The following is a 24,061-nucleotide window of genomic DNA, read 5'->3' as shown; positions in this document are numbered from 1 at the left end:
TTCCCGCTTCCGGCGTGGTCCGGCAGCGTTGCTCCCGCGGGCAAACCTCGCGCCGGGCTCCGCTGGCGCTCCGCACGACGCGAGGAGCCGGTTCCGCCGCACTCAGGCACACCCTGTCGCTCCCCACGATCGGCCGGCGCGACCGATCGGACAGAGATGCATGCGCATATTCGCGTTGATGAACTAGAAACATTGGTCATGCGAAGAACACTGGTAACAACCGTGCTCGCCGCGGTGCTGGTGGCCGGGTCGGGCGCTCCCGCCTTGTCCGCACCCGCACCGACGCCCGCATCCGCTGCGGGCTCCGCATCCACCACCGGGTCCGCGCCCGCCACCGGGTCCACGCCCGCCACCGGGTCCACGCCCGCCACCGGGTCCACGCCTGCAACGGGGTCCGCGCCGGTCATCGGCTGGTCCGTCGAGGGCGGGCAGCTGGTCTGGCGGTCCGCCACGCCGGTGTCGATCGGCGGCTCCGTGATCGAGTTCTGGGCCGGCGACACTCCGCTCGGCCGCCCGGTCCAGACCGACCTGCGCACGTTCCGGCTCGATCGGGGCGCCGCCGTCCCGTTCTCCGCGCTGTCCGTGCGCGCCGACAGCCGACGGCTCGACGTGTCACCGCCCGCGCGACGCACCGCCGCCCCGGTCCCGGTCCCGGCCGCGCTCCCGGCCAACGAGGTCGACCCCGGCGTCCGGGGGCCGTATCGGACGGTCCGGGGCTCCTACGAGCTTCCCGGGATCACGCTGCCGAGGCTCCCGGCGAAGGTCGAGATGCTCGCGGAGGTGGTCTCGCCGGTCGGCGCGCCCGGCCCGCGGCCGCTCGCGCTGTTCCTGCACGGCCGGCACCTGTGGTGCTACGTCCCGGGCAGCGAGGACTTCACCGTCGACTGGCCGTGCGCCGAGGGCGCGCTGCCGATCCCGAGCCAGCGCGGCTACCTCCAGGCTCAGGAGCTGCTGGCGTCGCAGGGCTACATCACGGTGTCGATCGCGGCCAACGGGATCAGCGCCCAGGACAATGCGATCGACGAGCGCGGCGCCGACGCGCGCTCGCTGCTGGTCCGGCGGCACCTGTCGCTCTGGGCCGACTGGGCCCGCGATCCGTCCGGCGCACCGCCGATCGTGCGCGCCTCCGGCGTACCCGATATGGCAAAGATCTTTTTGATGGGTCACTCGCGAGGCGGCGAAGGGGTCAACCGGGCCGCGGCCGACTCGCTGAGCCCGCCGCCCGGCGACAGCATCCGGACGCGGTGGACCATCCGCGGCGTGCTGCACATCGGCCCGACCATTTTCGGCCAGAACCCCGCGCCGGACGTGCCCTCCGTGACGATCCTGCCCGGCTGTGACGGCGACGTCGCCGACCTCCAGGGCCAGCTCTACGCGGACGGCACCCGCGGCCTCGGCAACGGCCGCGCGCTGCACAGCGTGCTCTTCGCGGTCGGTGCGAACCACAACTACTTCAACACCGAGTGGACACCCGGGCAGGCGGTCGCGCCGTCCGCCGACGACTACCCGTTCGAGGACGACGGCGTCTGCGGCACGCACGCCCCGACCCGGCTCACCGCGCTCCAGCAGCAGGCCGTGGGCGCCACCTACATCGCGGCCGCGGCCCGGCTCTTCGTCGCGGGCGACGACCGGGTGCGCCCGCTGCTGGACGGCAGCGGACGGTCCGCCCCGTCCGCCGGCCCCGCCCGCGTGCTCAGCCACGCGGTCGGCGGCGTGCGCACGCCCGTGCTGCTGCCCGGCCCCGCGCTCACCACCTCCGCCGGTGCCCACGTCTGCGACCAGGTCTCCACCGACCCGGCCACCGCCTGCCGCCGCGACCGGGAAACCGTGCGCTCACCGCACTTCGCGACGTTCCGGCGGCTGTTCGACGAGCCCGGCCGGCACGCGGTCCGCTACGACTGGGCCGCCGCCGGCACGCCGATCACGGTCACGCTCCCGTCCCCCGCCGCGCTGGGCGCGTCCCGCGACCTGGCGCTGCGCCTGGCCCTGCCGGAGAACACGCCGGCCACCACCGTCGGCGTGACCGTGGTGGACCCGGCCGGGCGCCACACCGCGCTCGGCGACGTGACCGTCTCCGGCCTCCCGACCGACGGTTTCGCCGCCTCCCCGATCTGGGCGCACGAGGTCCGCGTGCCGCGCAAGGGCGTGCGCGAGGTGTCCCGCCTGATCCTGACACCGCGCACCGCGACCGGCACCGCCTGGCTGATCGACGCCTGGGGCTGGTCACCCGGCACCCCCGACCCGCGCCCGGCCACGCTCCCCCGGGTCGACATCGGCGGGATCGTCGTCGACGAGGGCGACAGCGGTGAGCGGACCTACCAGATCCCGGTGCACATCACCGGCGACGCGCACGGCCGCCTGCGGCTCTCCGTCGTCCAGCCCGAGGGCGTGAGCAGCGTCAGCTGGATCGCGGACGTCCGTCCCGGTCAGCGCCGCATCGACGTACCGGTGACGGTCCGCGGCGACACGCTCTACCGCGAGCGGCCCGAGCTCGTCGAGGTGCTGGCCAAGGCCGAGCGCGGCCTGACCATCGGCGACTACGTCGGCACGGTCGACGTGGTCAACGACGACCCGGCACCCACGCTGTCCGTGACCCCGGTCGCGGACCGGGTCACCGAGGGCGCGGCGCTCACCTGGCGCTTCGCCCTCTCCGCTCCCGCCGAGGACGCGCTCCGCCTGTTCGGCTTCTGGGCCGAGCCGCCCGCGTCCGCCCCGGAGCTGTCCAGCGCGGACCTCGATCCCCGGTGGCTGCTGGACAACTACGGCCTCCAGCCGGACCCTGCCGTACCACTGTCCGCGTTCCTCGGCTGGTCCCTCGACTTCCCCGCCGGCGCCACGGTCGCGGAGTTCTCCCTCCCGACCGTCGCGGACGGTGTCGCCGAGCCGTCCGAGGTCGTCCAGCTGCACATCGTCGGCGCCGACCTCCCACCGGTGATCGGGACGGTGACGGACTGACGGCCGGCCGGGCGGTCGCCGATCAACGGCCGCCCGGCCGGAAGCGCCCGGCCGGAAGCGCCCAGCCGGAAGCGCCCAGCCGAAGGCGCCTGCAGCGGGCACTCCGTGCCCGAAATTTCAGCAAATAGCAGCCTGCGCGATGGCCTCGCGACGCGGGACGGTCAGTAAGCCTGGATCGCTGCGGTATCGCGGGCCTCGGTGGCCGCTCGCGAGTCGGCCGCCTGGCGGGCGGTCCGGACGAAGGCCGCCACCTCGGCGGAGCGGGAGGCGGCGGGCCACGCGACCAGGAGGGTGGCAGGCGGGAGTTCCGGGATGTCGCGGTAGGCGATGCCGGGGCGTGGGAAGCGGCGGGCCACCCAGGCCGGCGGGAACCACACCACGCTGCCCATCTCCACCAGGTTGAACAGCTGCGCGAGGTCCCTGATCTGCTCGGCGGGAGGCGTGACGTTCCCGGTCTCGGCCGGGGAACCGTTCGGCAGGCGGCGGCCGGCCAGGTCGGCCAGGCGCACGGTGGTGCGGGCCGCCAGCGGGTCGGCGGCCGGCAGCGCCACCACGCGCGGGCCGGTCACCAGCGGCTCGCTGTCCACGTCAGGTGCGTCGCGGGGGTCGAGCGGGGCGAGCGCCAGCGCCACGTCGGCACGCCCGTCGCGCAGCGCTCGCACCTGATCGCCCGGACCGCCCAGCACCAGCTCGACCGGCATCAGGTCGTAGGCGTCCACGATCGCGGGCAGCAGGCCGGCGTCGAAGTCCGCCTTCAGCGCCACCCGTAGCGACGGCTCCCGCTGTCCGGCCCGCCGCGTCCGCAGCGCCACCGCCGCCACCGCATCCAGTGCGTCCCGCGCGCCGGACAGCATCGTCTCCCCCGCCTCGGTGAGCGTGACCTGCCGTGTCGTCCGTACCAGCAACTGCACGCCGAGCTGCCGTTCCAGATCACGGATCGCCTTCGACAGCGGCGGCTGCGCCATCCCGAGACGCGCCGCGGCCCGCCCGAAGTGCAGCTCCTCCGCCACCGCCACGAAGTACCGCAGCTGCCGCGTCTCCAGCTCACTCATACCGCCAGAGTATCAATCCGGGGGTGCCGCTCCCCGTCCTTGAGCCGCTGCGAGGTCCGGATCTGCCGCGAGGTCCGGATCTGCCGCGATCGCACCGCCAGGATTGCCGCCGCCCGGGGCACCGGACACGCCATGTCCGAAATTTCGGGAAATAGCGCAGCGCGTCGGCCACGGCTCAACGATGGCACCGAAGGCTCGGTAAAATCACCATTTATCGGGTGATAGCGGGAAGCGATGCCGCAGCGCTGCACCGCGACGGGAAGGTGAGCGCGATGGCGGAGCACCCGCCCGGCGACGCCGGACAGAGCGGCGAGCGCCGGCCGCCCTTGCCGTCGGGCGGCGACAACCGGTCACCGCACCTGCCGGGCGGCGGAAAAACGCCGGGCCTGCCGTCAGGTGGCGGCAAAACGCCGGACCCGCCGTCAGGTGGCGGGAACCGGCCGGTGCTGCCGCCGGGTGGCGGTAGCCGGCCGCTGAAGGTACCGAGCGGGGGTGCCAGACCGGCGTCGACGGCCGGTGGTGGCGAGCGGCCGCCGCTGCCGTCTGCGGCGGAGGTGCTGGATCGGGTGCTGGAGGGGCGGCCGCTGCTGGCGATTCTGCGCAATCTGCCGATTGCGCGGACTGTCGCGCTGGCCGAGGCGGTCTGGGACTCCGGGCTGGGGACGGTGGTGGTACCGCTGCATGCGCCGGCCTCGCGGGACGCGCTCGCGGCCGTCTCCCGCCTCGCGGCGGAACGGGGTGAGGTCGCGGTGGCGGGCGGCATCCTCACGCCGGATCTGGTGCCGACCGCGAAGAAGTCCGGGGCCGCGATCACCGTCGCGCCCGGCTTCGACGTGGATGTGCTGCGGGTCAGCCTCGCGGCCGGTCTCCCCCACATCCCCGGCGCCGTCACCGCGACGGAGGTGCAGCGCGCCTACCGTGCCGGGTGCCGCTGGCTCACGGTCGCCCCGGCGGCCTCGCTCGGGCCGGACTGGATCCGCGACCTGCACCAGTCTTTCCCCGGCATCTCCCTGATCGCCGCCGGTGGCATCACGCCGGACAACGCCTCCGGCTTCCTCCTCGCCGGCGCCCGCGCGCTGGGCGTCGACAACGCGCTCCTCCCGCCGGACGGCCTCACCGCCATCATCACGGCCCTCGCCTGAACCACAAGACCCAGCCCCGGCCCCGAAACCCAGCCACAAGACCCAGCCGCGGCCCGAGACCCAGCCACAAGACCCGGCCACGAAACCCCAGCCGCAAGACCCGGCTGACGAGTCCGGCCGGGAGAACCAGCCGCGGTAAAGGCCGATCAGCGCCGAGCGTCGCCTCGACCCGCCTCCTCGAAGCGCACGGTGACGGCACCTGTCCGGCCCGGGGAGACCACGTCCAGCGTGAGCAGCAGCAGGTGGTCGCCCCAGACGGCGTGCAGCAGCGGGTCGGTCAGCGGGATCGTCGAGGTGGTCGGGCGCACGTGCGAAGGGAGCGCGATGCGTACCGGATGGGGAATGTCGCGCAGCAGCAGACGCAGGCGGATCGTCGCCGGGTCGTGGCCGAGCTGCCAGGCGTCCGTGAGCGTGATCGCGCCGGGCGTGACCGTGAAGGTGCGGTGCAGCGACACCAGGCCCGCAACGGGATAGGCGCCGGCCAGGTCCATCGTGAAGTCCGCCCCGTCCAGCCGCACGTCGCGGGCACGGAACTCCGCGCCGGCCCCCTGCTCCACCCCGTCGATCTCGGGCACGCTGTGGAACGCCGACCGGGTGAACCACGCACGGTACCGGTCCGGACCGAAGCTGTCCCGGTCGTACACCCCGGTGCCCGCGTCGACGACGATCGGCTCGCCGTGCGCGGCCAGCACGAAACTGCCGACGTCGTTGTGGTTGTGCGGTTCGTCGTTGTGGCCGGCCTTCGCGATCAGGTGCAGCGCACCGCCGCGCAGGGACGCGACCTGCGTCTCCGCCAGCCACTGCACGGGCGGCGCCGGGAACTCGGCCGGTCCGGCGTCGCGCCAGGCCGTGTCCGTCAGCGCCGCGATGGCGCGCCCCATCGGGCTCGGCAGCGTGACCAGCGGATCGTCGCCCCGCGACGCGCGGGCGAAGGCGGCCACGGAAGGGTCCTCGATCGCGCGGCCGTACCGATGCAGCAGCGCCGGCGACAGATGGTCCTTGCCGGATCCGCGTGGCACCCGCGCGTTGCCGTCGCCGAAGCTGGCGCTCCACTCGCCGCCCACGTGCGCGGTCAGCGGAAACCGCCCGATCCGCCGGATCAACGGATCGGACCAGATCTCCGGGGGTACGCCGAGCAGCTCCAACGCCTCGAACAGGCGCGCGCCGGAGTGCCACCAGTACGAGATCCCCTCCGGGCAGCCGCCGTCGCCGGGCACCCCGTCCAGGTAGGCGTCCAGGCTCCGCACGGCCAGTTCCAGGATCGGCTCCGGGTCCGGGTCGGTGAGCAGCGCGGCCGCGATCACGTTGTCGGTGATCCACGGGTTCCAGTTCATCGGCGCGCCGAACCAGAAGTACGTGCCCGCGTCCGCACGGTACGGGTCGAGCACGCGGCGGCGGATCTCCCGCGAGATCCGGGCCGCCACGCCGGGCACGTCGGCGAACAGTTCCTCGTGCAGGCGCAGGATCCAGGCGAGCGTGGCCGCGGTCTCGGCCGCGAACAGGTCGAGGTGCGGGCGCGCGGGGTCGGGCACGGTCCGGTCCGGGTGCTCGTGCGCGGGCAGGCACCAGGTGGTCTCCTCGGCCAGCAGCCAGACGCCGTCCAGCAGCTCGTCCGCGTACCGGTCCCGGTCCCCGGTCACGGCCAGCGCGAGCGCGACGGCGTGCAGGCGGTGCCGGCGGGCGAGGTACGGGTCCTCCCAGGCGGTCCGGCTGCCGTCGCGGCGGTAGGCGCGCCACCGGGTGAGCGTCGGCTGCGGCCAGGGCAGGCCGAGCGTCCCGTCCGCGACCGTGACGACGGCGTCCCGGGTCGCGGCCGGGATCGCGGCGAACGCGGCATGGTCCACGGTGGCGCGCGGGGCGAGCCTGCCGGCGCGGAACGCGGTGCTCAGAACGGGGGTGCGCATGGCCGGTCAAGCTAGCACCGAACCCGGGCCGCAACGATCATCCGTTCACAGCCGAACACAGGCGCTCCCGTCCGCACCTCCATAAGCACAGACATCGATGCACGGGTACGCTGTGCGCGCACGAGCCCGCCCGCGGTGCCCCAGGGAGCGTGATGGAGCAGAACCGTCCGGATCCGTCGGTGGCGGGCAGCCCCGCCCAGTTCACGGACGCGCTCAACCGGTTGCGGGCCTGGGCGGGCGAGCCGTCGCTGCGCACGCTGCGCGACCTGGCGCACCCGCCCGGCGCGCTCCCGACCAGCACAGTCCACGACATCCTCTCCGGCCGCCGCCTGCCGAGAATGCCCCGCGCCGAGTTCGTCGACGCCTACGTGACCGCCTGCCTCCGCGCCTACGACGAAGCCGCGCACGTCAGAGACGCGCAAGACGGAGACGCGCGCAGCGAAGGCGCGCGCAGCGAAGGCGCGCGCAGCGAAGGCGCGCGCAGCGAAGGCGCGAGGGCCGAAGGCGCGTTCCGCGGCGGCGAGAGCACGGAGGACGTGCTGAAGCAGTGGCGGGAGACCTGGCGGCGGCTGTCCGACGCGGGCACCGGCGTCATGGAGGTCCGCGACGACGCCCAGATGCCGATCATGGTCTCCTCTCCGAGGCGGGCCGAGCCGGCGCGGCCCGCCTCGGCCCGATCCGCACCGGCGCGGCCGGCCGGACGGACGCGGCCCGCCAGGCGGATACCGTGGCCCGCACCGCCGCGGATCGCGCGGATCGTGCCCGCGGTCGCGCTGTTCCTGGCCGGGATCCTGGTCGGCGGGCTCGGCGTCCGCTTCCTGCCGCTCGGTCTGCTGCCCCCGGCCGTACCCCCTGAGGTGGAATGTCTTTCTGATCTTCCGCCCGTGCGGCCCGGCGCGACCGAGCTGCTCCGCAACGGCACGTTCGACAACGCCGCCACCGAGCCGTGGTGGACGAATGCGACCGGGCTGAGCCTCACGGCCGCGAACCGTGCGCTGGTGGCGCACGTGCCCGACCGGTCCGGCAACCCGTGGGACGCGATGGTGATCCAGAGGGATCTGCAGCTGCGGACCAGGGCGTCCTACGTGCTGACGTTCCGGATCACCGCGAGCAGGCCCGGACCGATCCGCGTCGTGCTGCAGGACGACGTGGACTACGAGCCCGCGCTGATCCGCGTCGTCCGGGCCGGGCCGCGGCCGTGCCTGGTGTCCGTGGCGTTCAGCGGCGGCCCGGACACGAACACCGGGGAGCTGGCGTTCCAGGCGGGCAGCCGGCAGCCCGCCTACTCGCTGACGATCGACGACGTGTCGCTGACCGCAACGTTTTGACGCTGGTTCGTCACGATTCCCCCGAGGAAGCGCCGGCACCGTCCCCGGCCTGGAGGTTCTCGCCGCCCGGCATCCATGGGCCCCGAAGACCCGATTCCAGGGGGTTGACCGCGCCGCCCTACGATCGCTCTCATCATGAGGATCGCCATCGCGGGTCTGCACATCGAGTCCAGCGCCTACGCCACCCATCGCGCCTCTTATCGCGATTTTTCGGACGTGGCCGGGGCGGCGGTGCGGGAGCGTTACGACTTCCTCGCGCCGGGCACCCCGCTCGGTGACGCGGCGGAGTGGATCGGCGTGTTCTACGCGCGCTCGATCCCGGGCGGCCGGGTGGAGAAGCCGGTCTACGACGACTTCAAGCAGCGCATTCTCACCGGGCTCCGCGACGCCGGTCCGCTGGACGGCCTCTACCTCGACCTGCACGGCGCGATGAGCGTCGACGGCCTGGACGACGCCGAGGGCGACCTCGTCGCCGCGATCCGCGAGATCACGGACGCGATCATCTCCGCGCCGATGGACCTGCACGGCAATGTCTCCGCGCGGTTCGCGCACGCGGTCGAGCTGCCCACCTGCTATCGGCTGGCGCCGCACGAGGACGCGTGGGAGACCCGCGAGCGCGCGGCCCGCAACCTGGTCTCCTGGCTGGCGGCGGGCGCCCGCCCCCATCGCGCCTGGGTTCCGGTCCCGATCCTGCTGCCCGGCGAGAAGACCTCGACCCGGGTCGAGCCGGCCCGGAGCCTCTACGGGTCGCTGGCCGCCGTGGAACAGCTCGACGGCGTCACGGACGCGTCGATCTGGATCGGCTACGCCTGGGCGGACGAGCCTCGATGCCACGCGACGGTGCTGGTCACCGGCGATTCGCCCGATCTCGTCGCGGCCGAGGCCCAGAAGATCGCAGAACACCTCTGGCGGGTACGGGACGAGTTCGCCTTCGTCGGCCCGCCGGGCACGCTGGCCGAGGGCGTGTCCCGCGCCCTCGACGCCAAGGTCAAGCCCTACCTGATCAGCGACTCCGGCGACAATCCCGGCGCGGGCGGCAGCGGCGACGTGACCTGGACGCTGTCGCAGCTGCTCGCCATGCCGGAGCTGACCGGCCCGGACGCGCCGATCACCTTCGTCGCCTCCGTCTTCGACGCGCCGGCGATCGACCGGCTGTTCGGCACGCGCCTCGCGGACGTGCGGCTCGCCGACGGCACCCGGGTCGCCGGCGAGCTGCACAGCCTGCACGAGGGCGACCCGGACGCGGGCCGGATCGCGGTGATCCGGGTCGGCGGCCTGCACGCGATCCTCACCGAGTTCCGCAAGGCGTTCCACGCGGTCGACGACTTCACCGCGCTCGGCCTCGACCCGCGTACGGCCGACATCGTGGTCACCAAGATCGGTTACCTGGAGCCGACGCTCCACGACATCGCGCGGGGCTGGACGCTCGCGCTCACGCCCGGCGCGGTCGACCAGGATCTCGCGCGCCTCGGCCACCACCGCATCCGGCGCCCGATGTTCCCGTTCGACGAGTTCGCCACCGACCCGGACCTGACCCCGCGCCTATTGCACTGAGCGCGGCCGGACCAGCGGCATCACGTTGTGCCCGTCCGAGTGCGGCTTCACCGCGAGGATCTGGTTGACGCCGAGCCGGTCCGTCTCGAACGCGAGCGCGCACGCGGCCATGTAGAGCCGCCACACCCGGGCCCGGCCCGCGCCGACCTGCTCCACCGCCTCGTCCCAGTGCGCCTCCAGGTTGCGTACCCATTCCCGCAGCGTGAGCGCGTAGTGCGGGCGCAGCGCTTCCACGTCCCGCACCTCGAACCCGGCGTCCTCGATCAGCCCGGTCGTCACACCGAGCGCGACCAGCTCGCCGTCCGGGAAGACGTACCGGTTGATGAACGTGGCCTCGACGTTGCCGGTCGTGCTCTCGGTCCGGGACGCGATCTGGTGGTTGAGCAGCCGCCCACCGGGCTTGAGCTGTGTGAACAGGATCCTGGCGTACTCCGCGTAGGTCGCGGTCCCGACGTGCTCCGCCATGCCGATGCTGGAGATCGCGTCGAACGGCCCGTCGTTGATCTCGCGGTAGTCCTGCAGCCTGATCTCGACGCGGTCGGACAGCCCTGCCTCGGCCACGCGCTTGCGCGCCAGATCGGCCTGCTCGCGGGAGATGGTGATGCCGACGACGTCCACGCCGTACTCGCGCGCCGCATGGATCGCCAGCGAGCCCCAGCCACAGCCGACGTCGAGCAGTCGCCGGCCTTCGTGGAGCCCGAGCTTGCGGCAGATCAGGTCGAGTTTGTCGTGCTGGGCGGTCTCCAGGTCCGAGTCCGCGGACGGCCAGTAGGCGCATGAGTAGACCATCGACGGCCCGAGGACCAGGCGGTAGAAGTCGTTGCTCACGTCGTAGTGGTGGCTGATCGCGCCGCTGTCCCGGCCCCGGCTGTGCCGCCGGCCGGACATCACGATCTCCTCCGGCGGGGGTGCGGGCTGCCGGCCGAGGGCGCCCAGGCTGATCGCCTCGCGTGCCAGGCCGAGCGTGTCGCGCCGTTCCGGCTCGCCCTCGCGCCAGACCGTCTCGGCGATGCGGAGCAGCGCGTCGTAGAGGTCACCGTCGACGTCCAGTTCGCCGGCGACCCAGGCGCGGGCGAGACCGAGCTGGTTCGGCTGCCACAGCATTCGTCTCAGGGCCTGGCGGTCGCGGATCACCAGCGCGGGCCCGTCCGGCGGGCCCGCCTCCGATCCGTCCCAGGCGCGAAGCCGCAGCTCACCGCGGAGAATCGGGCGGAGGAGCGTGTTGAGCCGCTCCGCCACGGACGGGTTCGTAGCCATCCCGGCGTCTCCCTTGTGCGTGATCAAGTCCTTGTTCGCACAATATATAGCTGATTTATAGAAGTAACTTATGAGCTGACGCACAGCTTTCCTGCATAAAACCGGGAATGAGCACGGTATTTGCCCACTTCGAGGTGGTTGCGGCCCGCACGGCACGCCCGGGAGCCGGCGTGCCGCCAGGACGTTGCCGACCGGGTGGTCGGCAGACCGGTGCAGGCCGAACGTCGGGTCAATGCCGGGAATGTTTCCGGGAGATGGCATTGACATAGGCGAAAGCTCCGATGTCTGATGGCGGCATGCCGATGAGCCGCATCGTCGCCATGAGGACCCACGACGTCCGATTCCCTACGTCGGTGCTGCTGGACGGCTCCGATGCGATGAATCCGGATCCCGACTACTCGGCCGCCTATGTCCGGCTTGTCACCGACGGTGGCGAGGAGGGGCACGGCTTCGTCTTCACCATCGGGCGAGGTAACGACGTGCAGGTGGCGGCGATCCGCGCGCTCGAGCCGCACCTGCGCGGACTGCCGCTCGACGATCTGGGCGAGGCCTGGCGCCGGCTCGTTCACGACTCGCAGCTGCGCTGGCTGGGGCCGGAGAAGGGCGTCATGCACATGGCGATCGGCGCGGTGCTGACCGCGCTGTGGGATCTGCGGGCGAAGCGCGCGGGGCTGCCGCTCTGGCGCCTGCTGTCCACGATGGAGCCGGAGGAGATCGTGGACACGGTCGACTTCCGCTACCTGACGGACGCGCTCACCCGCGACGAGGCGATGGACCTACTGAGGAGGCCGGGCCGGCAGGACCGCATCGACCAGCTGATGCGCACCGGCTATCCAGCCTACACCACCACGCCGGGCTGGCTCGGCTACGACGACGCGAAGCTGGACCGGCTGTGCCGGGAGGCGGTCGCGGACGGGTTCACCCAGATCAAGCTCAAGGTCGGCGGCGATCTGGAGGATGACCGGCGTCGCCTGGCCATCGCCCGTGCGGCGGTCGGACCGGACTTCAAGATCGCGGTCGACGCGAACCAGCGCTGGGACGTCCCGCAGGCCATCGAGTGGATCGCCGCGCTCGGAGACCCGCACCTGGCCTGGATCGAGGAGCCCACCTCCCCGGACGACGTCCTCGGCCACCAGGCGATCAGACGGGCGATCTCCATCCCGGTCGCGACCGGCGAGCACATGACCGGGCGTGTGATGGCCAAGCAGTTCCTGCAGGCCCAGGCGCTGGATGTGCTGCAGATCGACGCCACGCGGGTCGCGGGCGTGAACGAGAACATCGCGATGCTGCTGCTGGCCGCGAAGTTCGGCGTGCGCGTCTGTCCGCACGCGGGCGGGGTGGGGCTGTGCGAGGCCGTGCAGCACCTGGCGATGTTCGACTTCGTGGCCGTGTCCGGCACGCGCGAGGACCGCTACATCGAGTACGTCGATCACCTGCACGAGCACTTCGTGGCGCCGGTCGTGGTGGAGAACGGCAACTACCTGGCCCCGGCCGTGCCGGGCGCGGGCACGGAGATGCGCCCGGAGTCGATCAGGGAATACGAGAAATGACGAGCCTCCTCGAAGCCGACGGCGTCAGCAAGGGCTTCCCCGGCGTGCAGGCGCTCAGCGACATGCACCTGGAGCTGCGGCACAACGAGGTCCTGGCGCTGGTCGGCGAGAACGGCGCCGGCAAGTCGACGCTGATGAAGCTGCTCACCGGCGCGCTCGCACCGGACGCCGGCCATTTCCGGCTCGACGGGGAGGCGCTGGACCCGCACCGGAGCAGGGACATCAGCATCATCCATCAGGAGTTCAACCTGATGCCGGACCTGACGGTCGCGCAGAACGTCTACATCGGACGCGAGCCGCGTACCCTCGGAATGTTCGTCAATGAGCGCCGGCTCAACGAGCGGACCGGGCAGTTGCTCGACCGCCTCGGCCTGCCGCTCGACCCGCGCGCGCTGGTCAAGGATCTGACCGTCGCCCGCCAGCAGATGGTGGAGATCGCGAAGGCGCTGTCGCACGACGCCCGCGTGCTGATCATGGACGAGCCGACCGCCGCGCTGAACGACGCGGAGGTGGAGGTGCTGCACGGGCTGATCCGGCGGTTCACCGGTCCGGACTCCGGCGTCATCTACATCTCGCACCGGATGGAGGAGCTGAAACGCGTCTCGGACCGGATCACGGTCATCCGGGACGGGCGCTTCGTCGGCACGGTCGCGACCGCGGAGGCGGAGCTGCCGCAGATCATCTCCATGATGGTCGGCCGCGAGCTGAACACGGGCGCCACGCCGGTGAACGTGCGCGAGGACCGCCCGCCGGTGCTGCGCATCGACCATCTGTCCACGAAGAGCCTGCTGCGGGACATCAGTTTCGAGGTGCGCGAGGGTGAGATCCTCGGCGTCGCCGGCCTGATGGGCGCGGGCCGCACCGAGCTGGCCCGCGCGATCGTCGGCGCGGACCCGGTGAGCGCCGGCACGATCAGCGTCCGCGGCCGTACCGTGCGGATCAAGAATCCGGCGCGGGCCGCCGCGTTGCGCATCGGATACCTGTCCGAGGACCGCAAACAGTTCGGCCTGCTGCTCGACCAGTCCGTGGCCGCGAACATCGCCATCTCCGCGCTGGGTCAGAAGCTGTCGCGGGCCGGTTTCGTGGACGACACCAAGGTCCGGATCACCGCGGAAGATGCCGTGAGAACCCTGAAAATCAAGACTCCGGGGGTACGCCAGGAGGCGCGCTACCTCTCCGGCGGCAACCAGCAGAAGGTCGTCGTCGCGCGGTGGCTGGCCAAGGAGTGCGACCTGCTGATCGTCGACGAGCCCACGCGCGGCATCGACGTCGGCGCGAAGGAGGAGATCTACCAGCTCCTCAACGACCTGGCCGCGCAGGGCCGGTCGATCGTCATGATCAGCTCGGAGCTGCCGGAGATCCTGCGGATGGCGCACCGCGTGCTGGTGATGAGCGGCGGCCGGCTGCGCGGCGAACTGTCCGCGGCCGAGGCCACCCAGGAACGCATCATGCACTTGGCCACGAGCGGAGCAACCGGATGATCGCGCGCCTTCAGCAGCTGTGGGCCTTCGCCGGCCTGATCGTCATCTCGATCGCGTTCGTGATCGCGACGCCGATGTTCGGCACCTACGGCAACATCGTCAACATCCTGTTCTCCACCGTGGTGATCGGGTTGCTGGCGCTCGGCACCACGTTCGTCATCGTCACCGGCGGCATCGACCTGTCGATCGGCACCGGCATGGCGCTGTGCGCGGTCATGTCCGGCACGTTCGTGGTCACCTGGGGCCTGCCCTGGCCGGTCGGCGTGCTGCTCGCGGTGCTGTTCGGCGGCCTGATCGGGCTGATCAACGGCTTCAGCACGGCACGGCTGGGGCTGCCGCCGTTCATCGCCACGCTCGCCACCATGCTGGTCGCGCAGGGCCTGGCGCTGGTGGTCTCGGAGAGCACGCCGATCTACTTCAACGACGCCCCCGGCTACCTGCTGCTGTCCACCGGCACGATCATCCCCGAGTTCCCGAACGCGGTGCTGGTGCTGATCGCGGCCACCGCGGTCGCGGCCGTGCTGCTGCGCAAGAGCGTCCTCGGGCGGTACGCGTTCGCGATGGGCAGCAACGAGGAGGCCACCGCGCTGTCCGGCATCGACGTGACGCGCTGGAAGATCGCGGTCTACACGCTGGCCGGCCTGTTCACCGGCCTGGCCGGCGTGATGATCTCGGCCCGGCTCGGCTCCGCGCAGCCCGCCACCGGCGCCGGGTACGAGCTGCAGGCCATCGCCGCGGTCGTGATCGGCGGCACCTCGCTCTCCGGCGGCAAGGGCTCGATCGTCGGCACCGTCATCGGCGCGCTGATCATCTCCGTGCTCAACAACGGTCTGCAACTGCTGTCCATCCCGCAGGAGTGGCAGAACGTCATCCTCGGCATCGTCATCCTCATCGCCGTCTACGCCGACATGGCACGGAGGCGTACGGCCGTCCTCTAAGGAGCATCATGCGCAGACGTCAGTTGCTGGTCGGTGGACTCGCCGTGGCCACGCTCGCGGCATGCAACCGCGGGGAGCAGGCGGGAGGCGACGGCAAGCCCTACATCGCGATCGTGTCGAAGGGCTTCCAGCACCAGTTCTGGCAGGCCGTGAAGAAGGGCGCGGAGCAGGAGGCGGCCACGGCCGGCGCCACCATCTCGTTCGAGGGCCCGGCCACGGAGAAGGAGGTCGAGGCGCAGATCACCATGCTCACCAACGTGATCGCGAAGAAGCCGGCCGCGATCGGCTTCGCCGCGCTCGACTCCAAGGCCGCGGAGGGCCTGCTACAACAGGCGAAGGCGCAGAACATCCCGGTGATCGCGTTCGACTCCGGCGTGGACTCGCAGGTGCCGCTCACCACGGTCGCGACCGACAACCTCGCGGCCGCGGGCGAGGCCGCCAAGCACATGACCGAGCTGATCGGTGGCTCAGGACAGGTGGCGGTGGTGGTGCACGATCAGACCAGCCTCACCGGTCAGCAGCGGCGCGACGGCTTCACCCGGTGGATGGCGGCGAACGCGCCCGGTGTGCAGCTGCTGCCGGTCCAGTACGGCGACGGCGACCAGGCCAAATCCGCGGACATCACCAAGTCGATCCTGGGCGCGAACCCGGGCGTCAAGGGCATCTACGGCGCGAACGAGGGCTCCGCGGTCGGCGTGGTCCGCGGCGTGCAGGAGGCCGGGAAGACCGGCGTCACGATCATCGGCTTCGACTCCGGCAAGGCACAGCTGGACGCGATCCGGTCCGGGCTGATGGCCGGCGCGATCACGCAGAACCCGGTCGGCATGGGCGCGCAGCTGGTCAAGGCCGCCATGTCCGCGATCAACGGCACTGCGCTGGAGAAGACCGTCGACACCGGCTACTTCTGGTACGACAAGACGAACATCGACGCACCCGAGATCCAGGCCGTGCTGTATCAGTAATGGCGGTCACGGATGAGGCGATAAACAAGATCAAGGACATGATCCTCGCGGGTACGCTGCGCCCCGGCGACCGCCTCCCGCGCGAGGCCGACCTGGCCGACCGTCTGGGGCTGTCCCGCAACAGCCTCCGCGAGGCCGTCAAGGCGCTGTCCCTGATCAACGTGCTCGACGTGCGGCGCGGCGACGGCACCTACGTCACCAGCCTGGAGCCGTCGCTGCTGCTCGGCGCGCTGGACTTCGTCGCCGAGCTGAACCGGGACGACACCGTGCTGCACTTCTTCGAGGTCCGCCGCATCCTGGAGCCGGCCGCCACGGCGATGGCGGCCGGCCGGATGACGGACGCGGACCTCCGTACCCTCGATGCGCTTCTGGACGCCGTAGGCGACTCGACCTCGATCGACGAGCTGGTCCGCGCGGATCTGGAGTTCCATCGCGCGATCGCCCAGGCGTCCGGCAACCCGGTGCTGGCCTCGCTGCTGGAGTCGACCAGCGCGCCGACGCTGCGGGCCCGCGTCTGGCGCGGGCTCACCCAGACCGGCGCGCTCGAGCGCACCACGTCGGAGCACCGGGCGATCGTCCATGCGCTGGCCGCCCGGGACGCGGAGCGCGCCCGCGCCTGGGCGACCATGCACGTGGCCGGCATCGAGATGTGGCTGCGGTCAGTTGGCTGATCCCTGGTAGAGCCTCAGGTAGCGCGGGTACAGCTCGGTCTTGGCCGCGCCGATGTCGTCCGGGTCGACCGTGTCGTGGCCGACGCCGGTCTCGGCCGGGATCTCGAACTGGAGCAGGTCCAGCCCGCGTGCGTCCGCCATGTCCAGCGGCAGCGCGACCGCGCGCGCCAGGTCGATGTCGCCGTCGTTCGGGCTGGTGACGACCGCGATCGAGGCCAGCTTGCCGCCGGTCACACCGGCGTCGACGGTCTCGGCCAGACGCAGGTACTGGGCCAGCGCGGTGAAGGACAGGTTCGCGCCGTTCACGTGGTCCGGCACCAGCCGGAATCCGAACAGGACGGTGAACGGCTTGACCACGATCGACGGCGCCTGGGACGCGGCCGGGCGGTAGAACGGCGAGAGCACCAGCAGGCGCTGCACGTCGTCCGGGCGGTCCGCGGTGAGCCGGGTCGCCAGCACGCCGCCGCCGGACAGCCCGACGATGCCGGTCTCCGCGCCGAGCGCGCGCGTGACGTCGAGCGCGCCGGACGCGTACTCGATGAGCTCCTGCGAGCGCAGCGACGGCAGCGCGTCCCGGTCCGGGAAGCCGTGCGCGGGCGCCAGCGGCACGTAGACGTTGTAGCCGTTGTCGTAGAAGAGCTGGGCGAGCTCCGCGAACTGACCCGGGCAGGCGGTGAAGCCGTGCAGCATCAGCACTGCCTTCGCGGCCGGCCGGTCCTCGTGGACCAGCGCCCGGGAGCGGCACTCCGGCAACAGCCGGGTGTCCTTCTGCTCCTCGGCCGCGGTCGCGGCTATCTCGGTCCGTGCCTGCGCGAAGCTGAGCTGCCGCGCGGCCGGGTGCAGGTCGTCGCTGTCCAGCGGCCAGGCGAAGAGCGCGATCACCGCCACCAGGACGATGGCGACGATCACGGCCAAGGCTGTTCCGACCGGCCGCAGGACGCGTGTGACGGTGTTACTCATGTAGGCGGGGCCCCTGAAGGTGGAGAGTGACGTTGATCCACCCTTGCTACGGCAACGGGCCCGCCCGGTTCAAACCTATCTACAGTGGATCACGTTGCGTGGGGCCGGAGCACGGCGCACCGTGTGGCCGATCCAGTCCAGCACGGTGTCCGTGGCCTGCCACGACGTGCGGTGGTAGAGGATGGTGTGACCCGTGTCGCGCACGACGGTCGCGGACAGTGGCGTGCGCGGGTAGAGCGCCCGCTCGCGCCGGCACAGGTCGGCCGGGGTGCCGCAGGGGATGCCGGTGAGCGCGTTGCAGAACAGCGCGTCGTTCGTGCCCATCTGCAGCAGCACCGGCTTGCGGATCCGGCTGGTGTAGGTCGGGTCGCCCAGGTTCTTCAGCGAGGCCAGCTGCCCGGTGGTGCCGGTGACCTTCATCCGCTCGTCCATCCCGACCATGCGGTTCGTGATGCCGGGCAGGTAGAGGTAGGCCTGGCGGCGGAAGTCCGGCATCGTGGTGACGTAGCCGTCCGGCCAGCCCGCGAACCGGGGATCGCCGGACGCCGGGTAGAGGTGCGCGCGGATCGTAATCTGCGTGGGCACGTCGACCGCGTGCATGAGGCCGCTGAAGACGAACGCGTCGACGTCCTCCCACCGGTGGGCCTCGGCCGTCCAGATCAGCGAGCCGTAGGAGTGCCCGACCCCCACCACGGTACGGAACCGGTGCTCCCCGCGCAGCCGCTGCACGAGTTGGTGCGCGACGTAGGCCTCCGTCTCCGCGGTGACCTGATCGGCCGGCGGGCGGTCGCTTTCCCCGACCCCTATTCGGTCGATATAGAAAACGGCATAACCGGCCTCGAGCGCCTCCTGCGCATAGGACGTGTTGATCCAGTATTGGTGATCATAAGTGAATCCGGACATGAGCACCTGCACCACGGACGACGACCGTTTGGGCTTGCACAGCCAGGTCGCCACCCGATAGCGTGGCGCGTCACGTCCTTCCGACAGGGTCACCGTGACCAGGCGCCGCGCGCACTGGCCACCGTGGGCGGACGCCGGCGTGATCGCGATCAGGACGACTGATGCCGCCACCGCGACCAGCGCGACAATGCGCACGGTAGATCGATAAATCAGTGCCATCATGTGGCTCATAATCGCCGGGAATGTTGAGTGAGACGCGCTCATTCCGCGCTCATTCAGCCTCACGGCATACCAAGTCACTACATAGACATCCGTCGTCGGCGCGTCAGGATGATCTATCGTCCCGTGCGGGGTCGTTCCGGTGGCGGCGCAGGCGATCCGTTCAGGCCACAACCCGGACGGCGGCCGCCTCGTTGCGCGGCAACGGCCGGCAGCCCTGTCGGGCTACCGGCCGTCATGTCGGGCTACCGGCCGTCATCGGGTGGGACTAGAACGAAATGCCCCAGCTGTTCAGCGTGCCGACGTCACCGTTGGCAGCGTCGCGGACCTGAAGCTTCCAGGTCCCGTTCGAGGTCTCCGAGGAGAGGTCGACCGGGAACGTCTGCTTGATGTCGTCCGCGCTGCCACCGGCCCGGTTGTGCAGCACGTAGGCACTGCCGTCCGGCGCCACCAGCGTGACGATCAGGTCGCCGCGCCAGGTGTGCGTGATGTCCACCGCGACCTGCGTGACCGGTGACGGCGTCGCCGCACACCCGCTGATCACGATCTCGGTCTCCACCGTGCTGTTGTCCGTGATCGGCTTGACCGTCAGGTTCGTGCCGGAGCAGCCCGGCGAGCCGTTCACGGTCAGCGACAGCGTCGCGGTCCGCGCCACCGACGGCGACGTGCCGACCAGCGTGATCGGGTACGTCCCGCTGCCCGCCGCGCTGGACGCGGAGACCGTCACCTCGACCGAGCCACCCGCGGTCACGGACGGCGCGCTGAAGCCGACCGAGATGCCGGCCGGCAGCGTGCCGGTGGAGAAGACGACCTCCTCGGGCGTGCCCGCGATGACCGTGGTGCTCAGGGTGGTGGTGGCCGGGTCCCCCGCCGGGTCGAGCGTGACCGAGGCCGGGGCGAGCGCGACCGTGAAGTTGTTCTCCACGCAGTTGTCCACGTCCGGTCCGGCCACGTTCACCGAGGTCCAGGCCGCCTGCACGGTCTTGTACTCCACGCCGCACAGGCCGTAGAGGTCCGCGGTCGCGGAGAGCGTGTACGCCCGCGCCGTGTTCGACGGCGTCGCCGTGTTCACGTACGACGTGTTGGACACGAAGTAGGTGTCGAGCGCGCGGAACCAGATCTTCTCCGCCTTCTCCCGCCCGATGCCGGTCACGGCCGGGGCCGCGCCGCAGAGCGGGGAGGTGCCGAACTCGGTCGCGCCGGAACCCTCGGCCAGGTTGAAGAAGAAGTGGTTCGCCACACCGGACGAGTAGTGCACGTCCACGTTCTTCGTGGTCGTGGACCAGCAGCCGTGCGAGACGCCGTCCAGCGTCGGGTTATACATGTAGCGCAGCGGCGTGCCGTTGCCCCGGATGTCGACCATCTCGCCGATGTCGTAGTCGCCCGGGTCGCCCGGCGCCTGCGCGAAGAACTCGACCATGTTGCCGAAGATGTCGCTGGTCGCCTCGTTCAGGCCACCGGACTCGCCCGCGTAGGTCAGGTCGTTCGGCACCACGTTCTCCGTGACGCCGTGCGACATCTCGTGGCCGGCCACGTCCAGCGACACCAGCGGGCGCGCGTTGCCCGAGCCGTCGCCGTAGGTCATCTGCGCGCCGTCCCAGCCCGCGTTCGCGTAGTTCTGGCCGTAGTGCACCCGCGACGGCACGCCCCGGCCGTCGCCGAAGATGCCGTTACGGCCGTGCACCTCCAGGAAGTACTCGAACGTGAGCGACGCGCCGATGTGCGCGTCCACGCCCGCGGACTGCCGGTTCCCCTGCGTGCCGTCGCCCCAGACGTTGTCCGCGTCCGTGAACGTGGTGCACGTACCCCCGGTGGTGTTGTTCATGTCGCAGGTGCGGCCGTTGCCGTGGTCCGGGTCGATCATGCTGTAGGTGGAGCCGGACAGCGTGGTCTCGATCGGGACCTCGCCGGAGTAGATGCCGTGGCCCTCACCGGTGATGGTCTTGAACTCGTCGGTCTCCCGGATCACGGCGCCGGTCTGCGCATCCGTGATCACGTGCAGCTTCGACGGCGTCTGCCCGTCCGTGCCCATGCCGGTCAGCACGGTCTCCCAGGCCAGCCGCCCCGTGCCCGTGCTCGCGTCGACGAACAGCTCCGGTGCCCTCGTCTCCGCGATCGTGCCGGAGAACTCGCCGACCGCCTTCTCCTTGGCCGCACCCGCCGTGATCGCCGGCTTCGTGCCGAGCGTCAGCGGCGCGCTCAGACCGACCGAACTGCCGGTCAGCTCGCCGCGCGCGCCCGTCCGGACGACCACGTCACCGCCGGCCACCCGCAGCCCGTCGTAGGTGCGGGTGTAGCGGACCACCGCGCCGCCGCCGCGGTCCTCCTTGCTGCTGAACAGGACGAACCGGTCCTTCGCCGAGCCCTTGACCGCGTCCGGGTGTGCGGTGAGCACGGCGTTCGCGCCGGCGACCAGCGCCGACGACTCGGGTGCGGGTTGCGGTGCGGCGTTCGCGCTCGTGGCGATGACCGCGAGACCGCTGCCGACCAGCACTGTGATGCCGGCCAACGCGAGAGAAGATCTCAAGCTTTGCCTCCCCAGGCCAGGATGCGACGCATCCATCGATGCCACTGATCATCGAAGGTCCCCGGGCGAAGCGGAACGCGCTCTCACAACATTTATTCATACCGATCACGTCATATCATCAGACGTCGGTTTCGTAGCGTTACATCGATTTCACAGCGTTCGACCTCTTCTGAAAACAACGACATCCCGGGGGTACGGGGTGAGCGCCCTACGATGACGTGATGGCGCTCAATGCGAGAGTGCGAGTCGCGGCCCTGTTGCCGCTGGTCCTGATCGTGGCGTCCGGCTGCGACGGGTGGTCCGGCCCGCCCACCACGGTCGGCACGGCGACCGCCACGCTCAGCGCCCAGACCCGATGCCTCGCCGAGACGACCACGAACCCGTGCACGTACTGGTTCCAGTACTGGCCGGACGGCGCCACCACCGTCACCAGCACCCCGCACCACGAGGCCAACGTGGACACCGGCGGCTTCGTCACCGTCACCGAGGCGATCACCGGACTCACCCCCGGCACGCTCTACCACTCCCAGTTCTGCGGTTACGGCGACAGCAACGTGCAGGCGCCGGGCCTCTGCGTCGGCCAGCAGGGCGGCGCGGTCTCCTCCCCCGGCACCCAGCCCGACACCGGCGACCACAACTCCACCCAGCGCTTCCGCACCGCAACGACCGGCACCGCCGCCACGATCGACCTCGGCCGGCCACTGTCCGCGGCAGACACGTCGGACCGGCCGATCTCCCGCGACGCCGGCTTCAGCGCGGCCTACTCGTCCACGAACAGCCTGTGGATCTTCGGCGACACCGTGCACCGCAACGGGTCGCCGCCGTGGCTGCTCGGCACGACCGCGGCCGCCGGACCATACGCCCGCGGCCAGGTGCCGGTCACGCTCCAGGAACTCCCGACGCCACCGGCGGCACCCTCGCCGGGGCGCACCGGCGTCGCGCTCTTCCTGCCCACGCCGACCGGGCTGCTGCTGCCCGGCAACCCGACGCCGTCGAACCCGAACCCCGGGCCGGTGGCCTGCACGCCGGACGTCAGCTCCAGCTATCCGGCATCGTGGACCTCCGGAATGGCCCGCATCCCCGGCACCGAGCGGCTGCTGATCGCCTACCACCAGATCTGCGTGGCGACCACCCGCGACAGCTGGCCGGTCGAGCGCGTCACACTCACCGACTACAACCCGGCGACGAACCGGTTCCTCAGCACGGTCACGCCGTTCACGGCATCGCCGCTGCAGAACGGCGTGCCGGTGACGCAGCAGCTCGGGTCCCCGGTCTTCGGCGGTGACGGGTTCCTCTACTTCTACGCCCACGACTTCAGCAGTGCCCGCGTGATCGTGGCGCGCGTCGCGGCGGACGCCAGTTCCTGGGGAAACGCGGCGAACTATCGCTGGTGGAACGGCACGACCTGGACCACCTCCCAATCCACCGCCGCCAGCGTGATCACCGCGCCCGAGATCTGGTCCGCGCACGTCGCGGACTTCACCGGGGTCGGCAGCCATCGGTACGCCATGATCATCCAGTCCTCGTTCGGGACGGGTGGCTATCGGATCTACGAGTCCGCCTCACCGGCCGGGCCGTGGACGGCCGGACCCGCGGGCCAGGTCCCGGACAGCTGCCCCGGCGGCGGTTTCGGCTGCTACGCCTTCACCGCCCACGCCGAACTCAGCACACCCGACCGCTTCTGGCTCTCCTGGTACTCCCCCGGCGACCGCAACGGGTTCGCCCACATCCGCCTCGCGGCGGTTCCTTGGTAGGTGCCACTCACCCGTCTCGGCCGGCACGCGTACTGCCCACCGGGGTCGGTGCAGGGTCCACGGAGGCGCGGCTGCTGCTGACATAGCGGTGGCGCAGTGGTTCATGGCAACCCCGCCATGCCCGGCACGTCGCAATCCCCCGGCAATCCCGGGAGTCCGGCGCCAAGGCATTTCCTTCAAGGTCCGTCCTTCAAGGTCTGTCCTGCAAAGTCTGTCCTGCAAAGTCTGTCCTTCAAAGTCCCCCCTTCAAGGTCCGGCTCGAGCTCAGTTCAGGCTCTGATCAGCGGGCGCTGCCGCGCCCGAAATTTCGTGTTATTGGTTGCGTTGGGTGGGCTGGGTGCGGTTTTTGCCTCCGGCGGGAGCGCTCCGGCTCCGGGGCAGGATCCAAGACCTTTCAGCTGCGCTGCCATGTAGAGCGGGTGGTTGGGTTTCGTGCGGCCTGTCTGCCCCGCCTGTCATCGACCCGGGACAAGCCGAGCAGATCATCGGCAGGGCCGCCAGCTTTGGTCTGTCGGGCGGCGGCTTCTGGGTTCTCGCGTTTGGGCGGTCACTTCTCGTTGATCGGCTGCGGGTCCGTGGGTGGTCCGGTGTTGAGGGTTGCGTCGGGTGGGCCGGTGGCGGTCAGCGTCGTGGTCGGGTTCAGGCTTGCGTTCCGCGGTATGCCGCCGGTTGCGTTGGTGGCGGCCCTGCCGATGATCTGCACCCCTGCGGGCGGGTCGATGGCAGACGGGGCAGCCAGGCGGTCACCTTTGTGGCTGCTTACGCATTACTGACCTTTCGCGGTCAGGGTTCAGCTCTGCACGATCGCGCGCACGCTCCGCAGGGTGAGCACTGCGCCCGACATTTCATGAGATAGCCGGCCGAGGTCGGTGGCCCGTGCCGCTCGTGCGGTCCGTGGAAGATC

General features: G+C 71.1%; 16 protein-coding genes. 10 read left to right on the top strand and 6 right to left on the bottom strand.

The window, feature by feature from the left end; all coding sequences use genetic code 11:
• Positions 1-198: 198 nt before the first annotated feature.
• The gene (locus tag OP04_RS47210) at positions 199-2,955 is read left to right on the top strand and encodes a hypothetical protein (RefSeq protein WP_033346628.1); all 2,757 of its coding nucleotides are present in this window, start codon (positions 199-201) and stop codon (positions 2,953-2,955) included.
• 161 nt (positions 2,956-3,116) lie between these two features.
• Here the strand turns inward: OP04_RS47210 and OP04_RS47205 are convergent, their stop codons facing one another.
• A complete protein-coding gene (locus tag OP04_RS47205; RefSeq protein ID WP_033346627.1) occupies positions 3,117-4,007 on the bottom strand; it encodes a LysR family transcriptional regulator in 891 nt (296 codons plus the stop codon).
• A gap of 218 nt (positions 4,008-4,225) precedes the next feature.
• Between OP04_RS47205 and OP04_RS47200 the strand changes: the two genes are divergently transcribed.
• Complete coding sequence (locus tag OP04_RS47200) at positions 4,226-5,149, top strand: bifunctional 4-hydroxy-2-oxoglutarate aldolase/2-dehydro-3-deoxy-phosphogluconate aldolase (protein WP_157241326.1); 924 nt, start codon at positions 4,226-4,228, stop codon at positions 5,147-5,149.
• A 146-nt stretch (positions 5,150-5,295) separates the two neighbouring features.
• On the opposite strand, the gene OP04_RS47195 is transcribed toward OP04_RS47200, so the two are convergent.
• Entirely contained in the window at positions 5,296-7,053 is a 1,758-nt protein-coding gene (locus OP04_RS47195; RefSeq protein ID WP_051800169.1) for a heparinase II/III domain-containing protein, read from the bottom strand.
• Between the two features lie 152 nt (positions 7,054-7,205).
• Between OP04_RS47195 and OP04_RS47190 the strand changes: the two genes are divergently transcribed.
• Together OP04_RS47190 and OP04_RS47185 are read left to right on the top strand one after the other, a co-directional pair.
• On the top strand, positions 7,206-8,381 hold the full coding sequence (locus OP04_RS47190; protein WP_033346626.1) for a carbohydrate binding domain-containing protein: 1,176 nt from the start codon (positions 7,206-7,208) through the stop codon (positions 8,379-8,381).
• A 135-nt stretch (positions 8,382-8,516) separates the two neighbouring features.
• The gene (locus OP04_RS47185; RefSeq protein ID WP_033346625.1) at positions 8,517-9,935 is read left to right on the top strand and encodes a M81 family metallopeptidase; all 1,419 of its coding nucleotides are present in this window, start codon (positions 8,517-8,519) and stop codon (positions 9,933-9,935) included.
• Here the strand turns inward: OP04_RS47185 and OP04_RS47180 are convergent.
• A complete protein-coding gene (locus tag OP04_RS47180; protein ID WP_033346624.1) occupies positions 9,924-11,192 on the bottom strand; it encodes an SAM-dependent methyltransferase in 1,269 nt (422 codons plus the stop codon). The genes OP04_RS47185 and OP04_RS47180 overlap by 12 nt on opposite strands.
• Positions 11,193-11,488: 296 nt before the next feature.
• On the opposite strand from OP04_RS47180, the gene OP04_RS47175 reads away from it, so the two are divergent.
• From OP04_RS47175 to OP04_RS47155, 5 genes are read left to right on the top strand one after another with little or no spacing between them, the layout of a single operon-like run.
• The gene (locus tag OP04_RS47175; RefSeq protein WP_232324014.1) at positions 11,489-12,742 is read left to right on the top strand and encodes an enolase C-terminal domain-like protein; all 1,254 of its coding nucleotides are present in this window, start codon (positions 11,489-11,491) and stop codon (positions 12,740-12,742) included.
• Positions 12,739-14,223, top strand: a complete 1,485-nt coding sequence (locus tag OP04_RS47170; protein WP_033346623.1) for a sugar ABC transporter ATP-binding protein — start codon at positions 12,739-12,741, stop codon at positions 14,221-14,223. Before OP04_RS47175 ends, OP04_RS47170 begins: the two co-directional genes overlap by 4 nt.
• Positions 14,220-15,161, top strand: coding sequence for an ABC transporter permease (locus tag OP04_RS47165; protein ID WP_033346622.1), 942 nt, complete (start codon positions 14,220-14,222; stop codon positions 15,159-15,161). The genes OP04_RS47170 and OP04_RS47165 overlap by 4 nt, the downstream gene beginning before the upstream one ends.
• Before the next feature lie 8 nt (positions 15,162-15,169).
• Complete coding sequence (locus OP04_RS47160; protein WP_033346621.1) at positions 15,170-16,123, top strand: ABC transporter substrate-binding protein; 954 nt, start codon at positions 15,170-15,172, stop codon at positions 16,121-16,123.
• Positions 16,123-16,794, top strand: a complete 672-nt coding sequence (locus tag OP04_RS47155) for a FadR/GntR family transcriptional regulator (protein WP_033346620.1) — start codon at positions 16,123-16,125, stop codon at positions 16,792-16,794. The genes OP04_RS47160 and OP04_RS47155 overlap by 1 nt, the downstream gene beginning before the upstream one ends.
• Here OP04_RS47155 and OP04_RS50980 read toward each other — a convergent pair.
• The 3 genes from OP04_RS50980 to OP04_RS47140 all read right to left on the bottom strand — a co-directional run bounded on the left by OP04_RS50980 (position 16,783) and on the right by OP04_RS47140 (position 21,403).
• Positions 16,783-17,754, bottom strand: coding sequence for an alpha/beta hydrolase (locus OP04_RS50980; RefSeq protein WP_085067357.1), 972 nt, complete (start codon positions 17,752-17,754; stop codon positions 16,783-16,785). The genes OP04_RS47155 and OP04_RS50980 overlap by 12 nt on opposite strands.
• A 75-nt stretch (positions 17,755-17,829) precedes the next feature.
• Entirely contained in the window at positions 17,830-18,852 is a 1,023-nt protein-coding gene (locus tag OP04_RS50975) for an alpha/beta hydrolase (protein ID WP_051800167.1), read from the bottom strand.
• Positions 18,853-19,144: 292 nt separating this feature from the next.
• Positions 19,145-21,403 (bottom strand): M4 family metallopeptidase, encoded by a 2,259-nt coding sequence (locus tag OP04_RS47140; protein ID WP_033346619.1) that lies wholly within the window; start codon positions 21,401-21,403, stop codon positions 19,145-19,147.
• A gap of 221 nt (positions 21,404-21,624) precedes the next feature.
• Between OP04_RS47140 and OP04_RS47135 the strand changes: the two genes are divergently transcribed.
• Positions 21,625-23,157, top strand: coding sequence for a hypothetical protein (locus tag OP04_RS47135; RefSeq protein WP_157241322.1), 1,533 nt, complete (start codon positions 21,625-21,627; stop codon positions 23,155-23,157).
• Positions 23,158-24,061 lie beyond the last annotated feature (904 nt).

The organism is Catenuloplanes japonicus (genome assembly GCF_000717135.1).
GTDB classification, from domain to species: Bacteria; Actinomycetota; Actinomycetes; order Mycobacteriales; family Micromonosporaceae; genus Catenuloplanes; species Catenuloplanes japonicus.
Note: the sequence above shows the minus strand (reverse complement) of the source record. Positions and strands in the feature narration are given on the sequence as shown.